Genomic DNA, 11,390 nt, shown 5'->3' on the forward strand with positions numbered 1-11,390 from the left:
GCGGGCCGCATCCGCCGGCAACGGACCAGCGGTAGCGGGTCTCCCGGATGGCGCCCGTGCCGGAGCTCTTCGTGGGGCGGCCACGAGGGCCGTGTCAGAGGCGATTGGCAAGATTGCGGCCATGAATGTCACTCCTGTCACTCCGCCACGTCCGATCGACGTTGCCGCGGTCTTTCCACAACTGGCTCCGTTGGCCCGTACGGCGACCCGCCTGCACCCCCGCCCTGGAGCGCCGACGTGGCATGACAGCTCGATCGGCGGGCCGCTGCTGTGGCCCGCCGAGGAGCCGTGGCCGCAGTGCGAGGAACCGCATGTGGTGGATGGCATCAACCCAGCTCAGTCCCCGGCAGATCTGCGGCTGGAACGACAAATCTTCGCCGCCTCGCACGGCCGGGACCTGACTCCGGAGGAACGCGAGACTCTCGAACGGATCCGCCCCCCTCGGACGTATCCGGTGAGGCTCGCGGTCCAGTCGTACGACGGCCCCATAGCGATGCTGCCCGTCGCGCAGTTGTACGCACGGGATGTGCCCGATCTGAGCCCGCCGGAGGGCAAGGACCTGCTGCAGGTTCTGTGGTGCCCCTTCGATCATCCGATCATGCCCAGGACCCTGCTCTTCTGGCGCTCGGCAGCCGCCGTCACCGACATCCTCGACACGCCCCCCGAGCCGCCCGCAGTGCAGTTCGACGGCTATCTGCCGGAACCGTGCGTGCTCGAACCAGAGCAGATCACCGAGTACCCCGACCATCTGGAGCTGAGCGAAGAACTGCGGGAGCAGCTCAGGCAGTGGGGTGTGCCGCAGGCAGCGCAAGAGGACATGAACACGGAGACGTACTACGACTGTGTGCTGTCCAACGCACCCGGCTGGAAGGTCGGCGGCTGGCCCGCTTGGGACGCCGCCGACCCCAGTCCACGGCACTGCTCCGAGTGCGGCACCGGCATGGAGGTCCTGATGACCATCGCCACGTTCGAGGAGGGGGACGATGGTGGGAACAGCTGGTCTCCACACCCCCACCCGGGTGCTGGGCCGTACCCCGGCCACCGCGGCTACAACGCGACCGGGGTCCAGATAGGCAGCGGCTACCGGCAGCACCTGTTCGTCTGCCCCGCGCATCCCGAGCATCCGCACATCGAGTTGATGACGTAGCCCGTCCGCAGTGTGCAGCCAGGGCGTCACGGTGCGGGCATGCAGTGACACCGGGTGGCCGCGAGGCGCAGGATGCCCTACCTGCGGCCCGACATCTGCGAAGTAAACAGGCCGTCCCTGACACGACCACGACGCATCGCCCCAGGTTGAGTGCGTGCCGGTGAGCTCGCCGGTCGGTGAAGCTATGCGGCCGTCCTTTCGCCTGGGTGGACGACGAGCAGAGCGAGCTGGACCGGACGTACGTGACCACCCACCACGAAGGGACCGAACTCCTGCACCGCGTCAACCTACGGATCGGCCTACGAGAGAACGACTTTCACACGCTCGCCGACTTCGCCGGTCCCTGAGCACCTCACGAACCACCGGCTGAGCGCCCCACCAGCTCTTTGAACCGCTCCGCACCCAGAGCCAAGATCTGCGCGGGACAGCCCTTAGCCGGTCCTTTTGCATGTCTGGAAAAAGTCAGCGACAGAGACTCGAGTATGTCCACGGTGTAAGCGGACACCGCCTGTCTCGATGTTCAGGAAAGATCCTCGCCGCAAAGGTGGCAGGGCAGGTAACTGTCAGGATTGCCGTTGCGAACAGAAGACTGGGGAGCTGGCCCCCTGGAGATCAGAGAGCCAGATCGACCAGCGATCAGGTCAACCCTTGGACCGAAGCCGAAAGGATTCAGTCAGCACCCTGTCTTTCTGCTCCGCCGCTACGTTATGGGTGAACACCGACCGCATTCTGTATTCACCAACGCGGCCGACGAACATTTCCTCAGCCATTGTTTCGATGTCACCCAGATCCAAGACATATCCGGGACCTCCAGTTGATTCGACTCCGTCATTCCATACCCAGACTTTGACCTGATAGGTGCGCAGGAACTCTCTACGATCTTCCTGGTCCTTAGAATCCCAGACTTCCCCATACTTCTTTCCAGTGGCTTTTAGAGTCGGATTCGTCCTTTCCTTTTCCTGTTTGACCAGGAGAGCCACCTTCCCGGAAAGACTCTTATGCATGCGCTTGTAGGACTCCCCTTGCCCTTCTCCATCGTATTCGCCCGCCAGGAAGTCAGCCTCTAGCTTTTCCAGCCGCGCCTTTGCCGACTGGAGTTCCTTTGCTTGAGACGGTCCAACACCAGCCCGTTCGTACATGTCCCATTTACCAATGCATCCTCGGATCTCCTGGTCAACCCATGCATCTAGTGCGTCTGCACGGATGTAGAGACCCTTAGCGCAAGCACCTCCCTTGAACCTGTTGGAGCATCGGTAATACCTGTGTCCGGGAACCTTCGTTCCATCTTTTCTCGTGTGTCCAGAGCCCAACAGCGAAGCAACCGGCGCTCCACACTCCCCACAGTGAGCGATGCCGGACAGGAGACTCCTAGCGCCATTGCGGCTCCCCGTTGAAACATTAGGAACCTTGGGGAGGGGCTTGATCCGGTCCACCAGGTCTGTCCACTCGTCCATGGACGCCAGAGGTTTCTCAGGGAGGATTACCAACTCTCCGTCGTCATCCAATACAGCCTCTCCCTTGTAGGTGTAGATCCCGGGCACCCAAGGGGAACGGATGAACTTGTTGATGATCGTAGACTGCCACTGTGTTCCCTTAGTGGCCTCCCCCTTCAACTTGCGCAAGTAGTCCCCCCAGGTGAGAATCCCACGGGCGTTGAAGTCACGCGCGATACGGTGTGTTGACTGCCCCTCACGAATCCGAGAGAAAATCTCTTCCACATAAGGGGCGTAGCCCTGGTCAATCTCCAGAGCCTTACGCTTGCCTCCCTCAACTGCCTTGATGCGATAGCCAGTTGGCGGAGCACCGGTAAGCCACGAACGATTCTCTAGACGTGTTTGTACACCGTTGATGATCCGGGCTTGGATCGTGTCCCACTCAGCCTCAGCGAAGACGGCTGTCATACGCGCCATCATCTTTCCCTGGGGAGTGGAAAGATCGAACCCCTCTTCCACGCAGACGATGAATTTCCCGTGCTCCTGCGCCCACTCCAACAGTTCATTGAAGTGCATTGAGCGGCGGGTAAGCCTGTCCATCTTGGCTGCAACGAGCACGTCGAACTCATCGACTCGGGACGTAAGCCAGCGCCCGAGCTTGGGTCGCTTGAAGGGGCTTAGGGAGCCTGAGACGTCTGTGTCCTCTGCTTCCCCTACGAGGATGCCGGACAGGTGGGGAGCGGAGACGTGGTGCCGGATCACGCCACGCTGCCACTCCATGGACGTCGAGCCGTCCGAGTCGGCAGACAGACGGAGGCAGGCGAGGTAGCGCAGGTTCGGTTGCATGGCGAGAGCGTAGTGCTCTCTGTGTGTCTAGATAACCGACTATGCCTTGCGGTAGGCACGTCTGCCCTGGTCCTCGTACTCGTCAGAAAACTGCTCGGAAACGGCTCTTGACAGCACTTGGGCGGGTCGTCCGACCCGCCGGTGTCCGGGCTAATGGTCACGGCGCCGGTGACAAGACGTCCCCCGGCCGTTCCTCAGGGCTGGGAACTACCCTGGTCGGGTGCGTGACAAAACCCGAACGAATTCCGCAGCGCCCGGTGACCGGCTGATCCGCGCCGGTGCGATCGTCTTCTTCATCGGCACCGTGGCCACTCTGGTAACGGTGGCCCCGCTGCTGCTGGGCACGACGCCGTTCCCCACCTACATGTTCGTGCTGAGCATGCTGATGGGGGTCGGCTTCCTCATCGCCGGAGCGGGCGTCCTCCGGTCGATCGCGGCGGGCCGGCGTCAGGCCCGTGCGGCGTCCGCCCCGCCGGAGCCGGCGCCGCAGTAGTCCGCGAGCCACTCCGGGAACTCGGTCAGGTCGCCGAGGACCACGTCGGCACCGGCCTCCCGCAGCTCCTCGGCACTGCACGGGCCGCTGGCCACCGCCACGGAGCGGGCACCGGCGGCGCGGGCGCCGCGGACGTCGCCGAGGTGGTCGCCGACGTACACGTCCGCGGCGTGCTCGCGCAGGGCGACGGCCTTCTGCTCGGCCCACAGGTCACCGATCACGGCGTCCGGCTCGATACCGAGGTGGGCCAGGTGCAGCTTGGCGTTCGGCTCGTACTTGGCGGTGACGACGAGTGCCCGCCCGCCGGCCTCGCGCACGGCGGCTATGGCCTCGCGGGCGCCGGGCAGCGCGGGCGTGGCGGCGACGGCGTACGTCGGGTACATCTCCCGGTACAGGTCGGCGACGGCGTCGATCTCCTCGGCCGGGAACCAGTGCGCCAGTTCCTCAACCAGCGGCGGCCCGAGCCGCGTGACGGCCAGATCGGCGTCGACGTACGTCCCGGTCCGTTCGGTCAGCGCCAGGTAGCAGGCGCGGATGCCGGGTCGCGAGTCGATCAGCGTCATATCGAGATCGAAACCGACGGTGGGCGCGGGGCGGGTGGTGGAGACCATGGGCTCCATTGTGCCGGGAGGGTGGTGGGACGGGGTCCGGGGCCGGGTCGGGGGCCGGAACCGGGGGCCGGGGCCGGGCCGGGGCCGGGGCCCAAGGCCGAGGCAGGCGCCTAAGACCGGGGCCTGGGCAGGGGCAGGCGCCAGACCCAGGTCAGGATCCGCAACCAGGTCTTGGGCACGGGCCTGGGCAGGGGCAGGGCCGGTCCTGGGCAAGGGCCGGGCCAGGACCGAGTCCGGAGCCGGGCCCGGGGTCCAAGGCCGGGCCCGGGGCAGGGGCAGGCGCCAGACCCAGGGCAGGATCCGCAGCCAGGTCTTGGGCACGGGCCTCGTCCGGGGCAGGGCCGGTCCTGGGCAAGGGCCGGGCCCTGGCAGGAGCCGGGGCCAGGACCGGGCCCGGGGCCAGGTCCGGAGCCGAGGGCCGGGTCCGGAGCCGAGGGCCGGGTCCGGAGCCCAGGGCCGGGTCCGGAGCCCAGGGCCGGAGCCCTGGTCAGCCCCGTGGGTGGCGGGCCCGCCACAGGAGGTACAGGGCCGTGGCCACGGCCGCGGTGCGCAGGACCCAGGGCCAGGTCTCGGTGACCGCGTCGTTCATGTGGCCCTCGGCGATGGGGGCGCCCCAGCGGCCCTCCGTGCGGCCCCACAGCCAGACGGCCCCGGCGGCGGCGACCGTGCCGGGCAGGCCCAGTACCGCCCACTTGGACTGAGCGGGCGTCAGGCGCCGGGAGAGGTAGGCGATGAGCCAGCCCAGGCCGAGCGGGACCAGGCTGCCCAGGACGGCGCCGGCGATCAGCAGGGCGGCGGCCAGGAGCAGCAGGGGGTTGTTCCAGCCGCCCTCGGGCCACAGTCGGGGCAGGCTGCGGCGACGGGACGCCGGCGCCTGCGCGGCGCCCACCTCCGCCGCCCCGGCCGCTTCGGCCTTCTCGGCGGCCGCCCGCTGCTCCCGTTCCTTCCGCTCGGCCTCGTCCCGTTCCCGCGGCGGGGGCTTGAGCAGGTCCGGGATCTCCACCCCGCCGACGAACCCGGGCACCTGGTCGCCGATGCCCCCGTACGGGCCGCTGTCCACCCGCCACCAGTCGCGCCGCGCCGCGCCGTCGCCCAGCTCGTGGGCGCCCGCCAGGTGCGGCGGGGATGCGGCCGGCGCCGGGGAGCCCTCGGGTGTGGTGGGGCGCGGGACGGCGCGGCGCAGGCCGCCCCCGCGCTTCTCCTTCTCGCGCGGCGCGCCGTCAGGCTGTTCGGGCACGGCGGTCGGCGGCGGCACCGGCTGCCGCGGGGCACCGCTCGTGCCGCCCGCCGCCTCCACGACGTCGTCGGGGCTGCCGAGCCGGTCCAGGATGCGGCGGACGGCGGCGGGACTGTCCACGACGGTCTTCGCCCGGCTCTTGTCGATCTCGCCCCGCAGTTCGGACACCAGCCGCATGCGGGTGGCCGACGGCAGCTGCCGCTGCTGGGCCACGTCGCCGACGCGGCTCAGATACTCGAAGACGACCTGGTCGCTCTCGATGCCCACGAACGCCTCCGGGGCGGTGTGTTGTGGTACCCGTCGGACGAAGGTACCGAATCCTCCCGCGCTCGGCGGACACCCCCGCGCACATCACCGGCGCACGCACCGCCCCACCGTCGTACCCACCCGCTACCGTGGGCCGGATGAGCACCGAGGAGAAGTCCGCGGCCCCCCGGTCCCTCGCGGAGGCGCTCCGCGTCAGGGACGACGTCTCGCTGGCCGCCCTCCTGCGCAGCCGTCCCGACCTCGTCACCCCCGTCCCCACGGACCTCACGCAGCTCGCCACCCGCGCCGGCACCCGCGCCTCGGTCGTACGCGCCCTGGAGCGGCTGGACCGGTTCGCGCTGCAGGCGGCGGAGGCGCTGGCCGTGGCGGCGGACCCGGCGCCGTACGAGGAGTTGCTGCGGCTCATGGCCGGTGACGAGGGCGACCCGGCCGTCACCGCCGCCCTGCCCCGCACCGTGGCACTGCTGCGCGAGCAGGCGCTGGTGTGGGGCGCCGACGACCGGCTGCGGCTGGTGCGCACCGCCCGCGAGCTGCTCGCGCCGTCCCCGCAGCACCCGTCCCCGACGGGCCTGGGGCCGACCGTGCGGGAGGCGACGGCGGGGATGTCGCCGGGGCGGATCCAGGAGATCCTCACCGCGGCGGGACTGGCCTCGACCCACGACTCCGTCTCCGCCGTGTCCGCGCTCGGCGAGCTGTTCGGCGACCGGGAGCGGATGGCGGCGCTGCTGGCCGCGCTGCCCGGGGAGTCCCGCCAGGTGCTGGAGCGGCTGATGTGGGGCCCGCCGTACGGGCAGGTAACCCATGACCCGGCGGCCCACCTGCGGGCGCTGCTCGACCGGGGCCTGCTGCTGCCGACCGCGCCCGGCACCGTCGTGCTGCCCCGCGAGGTCGCCCTGCACCTGCGCGCGGGCCGGGCGCACCGGACGCCGGAGCCGGTGCCGCCGCCGGTTCAGGCCGCGGCCACGCACCGTCCACAGGTTGTGGACGCCACCGCGGCCGGGCAGGCGCTGGCCGCGCTGGCCACCGTCGACGAGCTGCTGAAGGAGTGGGACGAGGGCGGCCCGGCGGTGCTGCGGGCCGGCGGGCTGAGCGTGCGCGATCTGAAGCGGACGGCCGTCGCCCTGGACGTGCCCGAGCCGGTCGCCGCCTTCTGGGTGGAACTGGCCTACGCGGCCGGGCTGATCGCCTCCGACGGCGAGGCCGACGAGCGGTACGCGGCGACCCCGGCGTACGACGAGTGGCGCGAGCTGCCGCCGGCCGAGCGGTGGGCGCTGCTGGCCGAGTCGTGGCTGACGGCGACCCGCACGCCGGGCGTGGTCGGCGGGCGGGACGCGAAGGACCGTACGCTCTCGGCGCTCGGCCCGAACCTGGACCGTTCGGCGGCGCCGGAGGTACGGCACCGGGTGCTGGCCCTGCTGGCGGGGCTGCCCGAGGGCGCCTCGCCCGACGGGGAGTCGGTGCTGGCCCGGCTGCGCTGGGAACGCCCCCTGCGCGGGCCCCAGCGGGAGCAGCGGGAGAAGCGGGACGACGACCTGCGCACCCGGCTCGCCCGGTGGACGCTGTCCGAGGCGGAGCTGCTGGGCGTCACCGGGCGCGGTGCGCTCGCGGCACCCGGCCGGGCGCTGATCGGGGCGCCGGAGCCGGTCCGTCCGGCGGCGGAGCACGAGCCTGAGCCCGCGGGCCCCGGCGACAAGCTTCCCGTCCACCACCACCGCACGCCCCCCGTGCCCGCCCCCGCGACCCCCGCCGAGCAGGCCGCCGCCACCGCTGCCGCCGCCCGGCTGCTCGCGCCGCTCTTCCCCGAGCCGCTGGACCACGTGCTGCTCCAGGCCGACCTGACGGCGGTGGCGCCGGGGCCGCTGGAGCGGGAGCTGGCCGACGTGCTGGGGGTGCTCGCGGACGTGGAGTCGAAGGGCGGGGCGACCGTCTACCGGTTCACGCCGGGCTCGGTGCGGCGCGCGCTGGACGCCGGGCAGAGCGCCGCCGACCTGCACGCCTTCCTGGCCCGGCACTCCCGCACGCCGGTTCCGCAGCCGCTGACGTACCTGATCGACGACGTGGCCCGGCGGCACGGGCGGCTGCGGGTGGGCGCGGCCTCGGCGTACGTGCGCTGCGACGACGACGCGACGCTGGACGAGATCCTGGCCGACAAGCGGGCCGCCGGCCTCGGCCTGCGCCGCCTCGCGCCGACCGTGCTGGCCGCGCAGGCCGATCCGGCGGCGCTGCTGGAGGGGCTGCGGGCGATGGGGTTCGCGCCGGCCGCGGAATCCGCCGCAGGTGACGTGCTGATCGCCCGCGCCGACGCCCACCGCACCCCGCCGCGTGCGGCGCCCCAGCCGGTCCCGGACGGTCCGCCGGTCCCCGACGACACCCTCCTGTCGGCCGCGGTCCGCGCCATCCGGGCCGGCGACCTCGCCTCCACGACGCCGCGCAAGCCGGGCGCCGGGGAGGGTGCGGGCGGCGGCCCGGCGGCGGACGGCGAACTGCCCCGCACGAGCGCCGCCGAGACCCTCGCCACCGTGCAGGCGGCGGCACTGACCGGCGAGGCGCTGTGGATCGGCTACGTGAACGCGGAGGGCGCCGCCAGCCAGCGCGTCATCGCGCCGATCCGGGTGGAGGGCGGCTTCGTGACGGCGTACGACCACACGGCGGACGAGGTACGCACCTACCCGCTGCACCGGGTCACGGGCGTGGCCGAACTGGCCGACGACGCGCCCTGACGCGCCCTCCACCGCCCTCTCACGCGCCCCTCCGGCACCCTCGTACGCGCCCCCCTTTCGGGGGTACGGGCCGGATCATGCACGCCACGCCGGGTGATTAGCACCTGAGAGGGAGCTTTTTTCATAATCCGCATCGATTTTTCGGCGGTCGGGCAGCCACCGGGTGTCCTGCACACCGAACCGGAAGGAACCATCCGATGCGTGCCGTTCGTCGAGTCGCCACCGTCCTGACCTCCACCGCCGCGATGATCGCGGCGTTCGCCGCCGAGGCCGCCGCGGTCGGCATCGACCTCGGTGGAGGCGTGGTCCTCTGACCGCTGGCTGAGATCCGCGTTCACGCCCCCTGACGGCGGGCCGGGCCCCAGCCCCCCTGGGCCCGGCCCGCTTTCCCCATCGGCCTCCCCGTCTCCCGAAAGGCACGTCATGCGCTCCAAGCTCCCCGATCCGGACCGCGCCGCCCGTTCCGCCGTGGCCGTCTCCGTCGCCGCCCTGATCACCGCCGCCGCGCTGTTCGGCGCCCTCGCCCCCAAGGCCGCCGCGCTGCCCCAGCCGCTGCCGGCCACCACGGTGGAGTCCCTGGTCACCGAGGGGGTCACGGTCGAGGGACCGCTGGTCAACAACATCTCCCTGCGCTAGGGAACGGCCCGCCGGGACGATCAGGCACACTGGACTGTTGGCCGAGCCGCCGTCGGCCGTACGCACGCGAAAGGGTGCCGCCCGTGAATGGTCCGCTGATCGTCCAGTCCGACAAGACCCTGCTCCTAGAGGTCGACCACGAGCAGGCCGCCGACTGCCGTCGGGCCATCGCGCCCTTCGCCGAACTGGAGCGGGCGCCGGAGCACATCCACACCTACCGGGTGACCCCGCTGGGCCTGTGGAACGCGCGGGCGGCGGGCCACGACGCCGAGCAGGTCGTCGACGCGCTCGTCGAGTACAGCCGCTACCCGGTGCCGCACGCGCTGCTCGTCGACATCGCCGAGACGATGGACCGCTACGGCCGCCTCACCCTCTCCAAGCACCCGGCGCACGGCCTGGTCCTGACGACCACCGACCGGCCGGTCCTCGAGGAGGTCCTGAAGTCGAAGCGGATCGCGCCGCTGGTCGGCGCCCGCATCGACCCCGACACGGTGGCCGTGCACCCCTCCGAGCGGGGGCAGATCAAGCAGACGCTGCTGAAGCTCGGCTGGCCCGCCGAGGATCTCGCCGGGTACGTCGACGGCGAGGCGCACCCGATCGAACTGGCGGAGGACGGCTGGGCGCTGCGCCCGTACCAGAAGCAGGCGGTGGAGAACTTCTGGCACGGCGGCAGCGGTGTCGTCGTGCTCCCCTGCGGCGCGGGCAAGACGCTGGTCGGCGCCGGTTCGATGGCGCAGGCGAAGTCGACGACGCTGATCCTGGTCACCAACACGGTCTCCGCCCGGCAGTGGAAGCACGAGCTGGTCAAGCGCACCTCGCTGACCGAGGACGAGATCGGCGAGTACAGCGGGACCAGGAAGGAGATCCGTCCGGTCACCATCGCCACGTACCAGGTGCTGACGACGCGGCGGAAGGGCGTCTACCCGCACCTGGAGCTGTTCGACTCCCGGGACTGGGGGCTGATCGTCTACGACGAGGTGCACCTGCTGCCGGCGCCGGTCTTCAAGTTCACCGCGGACCTCCAGGCCCGCCGCCGCCTCGGCCTGACCGCGACCCTGGTGCGCGAGGACGGCCGCGAGTCGGACGTGTTCTCCCTGATCGGGCCCAAGCGCTTCGACGCTCCCTGGAAGGAGATCGAGGCGCAGGGCTACATCGCGCCCGCCGACTGCGTGGAGGTCCGGGTCAACCTCACCGACTCCGAGCGGCTCGCGTACGCCACCGCCGAGGCGGAGGAGAAGTACCGGTTCTGCGCGACGACCGACACCAAGCGGAAGGTGACGGAGGCGATCGTGCGGCGTTTCGCCGGGCAGCAGATCCTCGTCATCGGCCAGTACATCGACCAGCTGGACGAGCTGGGGGAGCACCTGGGCGCGCCGGTCATCAAGGGCGACACGTCCAACGCCCAGCGGGAGAAGCTCTTCGAGTCCTTCCGGCAGGGCGAGATCAGCGTGCTGGTCGTGTCGAAGGTCGCGAACTTCTCGATCGACCTGCCGGAGGCGACGGTCGCGATCCAGGTGTCGGGCACCTTCGGGTCCCGGCAGGAGGAGGCGCAGCGCCTGGGCCGGGTGCTGCGGCCGAAGTCCGACGGCCACCAGGCGCACTTCTACTCGGTCGTCGCCCGCGACACCCTCGACCAGGACTTCGCCGCCCACCGCCAGCGCTTCCTGGCGGAACAGGGCTACGCCTACCGGATCATGGACGCGGACGACATCCTCGGCTGACGCTCGGGCTCGGTCTCAGCGGCGGCGGACGCCGGCCTCCTCGCCGTACTCGCCGAGGATGACGACGTCGAAGGCGGCACCCGCGAACACCCGCACGGCGCGCACGGCGTCGCCGAGCCGGTGCCGGTGGCTGCCGGCCACGGGCGTGGCACCGGACGCGCGGCCCGGTGCCGGGGCGGGGGAGATGGTTGCTGCACTCATGTCTCCATGGTGCGACTGCCCGCCCCCGACCGGCATCGGTCTGCGGGCCCAATCCCCGGCGTCCCGCGCTACGACCGT

The 11,390-nt window shown here is 71.1% G+C and carries 9 protein-coding genes and 1 pseudogene; 6 read left to right on the forward strand and 4 right to left on the reverse strand.

Annotated features, from left to right (window positions below; genetic code table 11):
* Positions 1–91: 91 nt before the first annotated feature.
* Entirely contained in the window at positions 92–1,147 is a 1,056-nt protein-coding gene (locus tag M6G08_RS35150) for a hypothetical protein (RefSeq protein WP_336299024.1), read from the forward strand.
* Positions 1,148–1,335: 188 nt separating this feature from the next.
* Positions 1,336–1,517, forward strand: a pseudogene (locus M6G08_RS35155) (hypothetical protein); the annotation flags it as partial.
* Between the two features lie 271 nt (positions 1,518–1,788).
* Here M6G08_RS35155 and M6G08_RS35160 read toward each other — a convergent pair.
* Positions 1,789–3,426: a recombinase family protein gene (locus tag M6G08_RS35160; protein WP_272591169.1), complete on the reverse strand. Its 1,638-nt coding sequence runs from the start codon at positions 3,424–3,426 to the stop codon at positions 1,789–1,791.
* Between the two features lie 220 nt (positions 3,427–3,646).
* Between M6G08_RS35160 and M6G08_RS35165 the strand changes: the two genes are divergently transcribed.
* Positions 3,647–3,919: a hypothetical protein gene (locus M6G08_RS35165; protein WP_272591170.1), complete on the forward strand. Its 273-nt coding sequence runs from the start codon at positions 3,647–3,649 to the stop codon at positions 3,917–3,919.
* Here the strand turns inward: M6G08_RS35165 and M6G08_RS35170 are convergent.
* Both M6G08_RS35170 and M6G08_RS35175 read right to left on the reverse strand, forming a co-directional pair.
* Positions 3,874–4,530: an HAD family hydrolase gene (locus tag M6G08_RS35170; protein ID WP_272591171.1), complete on the reverse strand. Its 657-nt coding sequence runs from the start codon at positions 4,528–4,530 to the stop codon at positions 3,874–3,876. The genes M6G08_RS35165 and M6G08_RS35170 overlap by 46 nt on opposite strands.
* 487 nt (positions 4,531–5,017) lie before the next feature.
* Entirely contained in the window at positions 5,018–6,034 is a 1,017-nt protein-coding gene (locus M6G08_RS35175; protein WP_272591172.1) for a hypothetical protein, read from the reverse strand.
* 137 nt (positions 6,035–6,171) lie between these two features.
* Between M6G08_RS35175 and M6G08_RS35180 the strand changes: the two genes are divergently transcribed.
* From M6G08_RS35180 to M6G08_RS35190, 3 genes are all read left to right on the forward strand, one after another.
* A complete protein-coding gene (locus M6G08_RS35180) occupies positions 6,172–8,754 on the forward strand; it encodes a helicase-associated domain-containing protein (RefSeq protein WP_272591173.1) in 2,583 nt (860 codons plus the stop codon).
* A 423-nt stretch (positions 8,755–9,177) separates the two neighbouring features.
* Entirely contained in the window at positions 9,178–9,390 is a 213-nt protein-coding gene (locus M6G08_RS35185; RefSeq protein ID WP_272591174.1) for a hypothetical protein, read from the forward strand.
* 83 nt (positions 9,391–9,473) lie between these two features.
* Positions 9,474–11,111 carry a DNA repair helicase XPB gene (locus M6G08_RS35190; RefSeq protein WP_073729629.1) on the forward strand — a complete coding sequence of 546 codons (1,638 nt, stop codon included), beginning with the start codon at positions 9,474–9,476 and terminating at the stop codon, positions 11,109–11,111.
* A gap of 15 nt (positions 11,112–11,126) precedes the next feature.
* Here M6G08_RS35190 and M6G08_RS35195 read toward each other — a convergent pair whose 3' ends face one another.
* A complete protein-coding gene (locus M6G08_RS35195) occupies positions 11,127–11,312 on the reverse strand; it encodes a hypothetical protein (protein WP_007390268.1) in 186 nt (61 codons plus the stop codon).
* Positions 11,313–11,390 lie beyond the last annotated feature (78 nt).

This window comes from Streptomyces sp. M92, from assembly GCF_028473745.1.
In the GTDB taxonomy this organism is placed as follows: domain Bacteria; phylum Actinomycetota; class Actinomycetes; order Streptomycetales; family Streptomycetaceae; genus Streptomyces.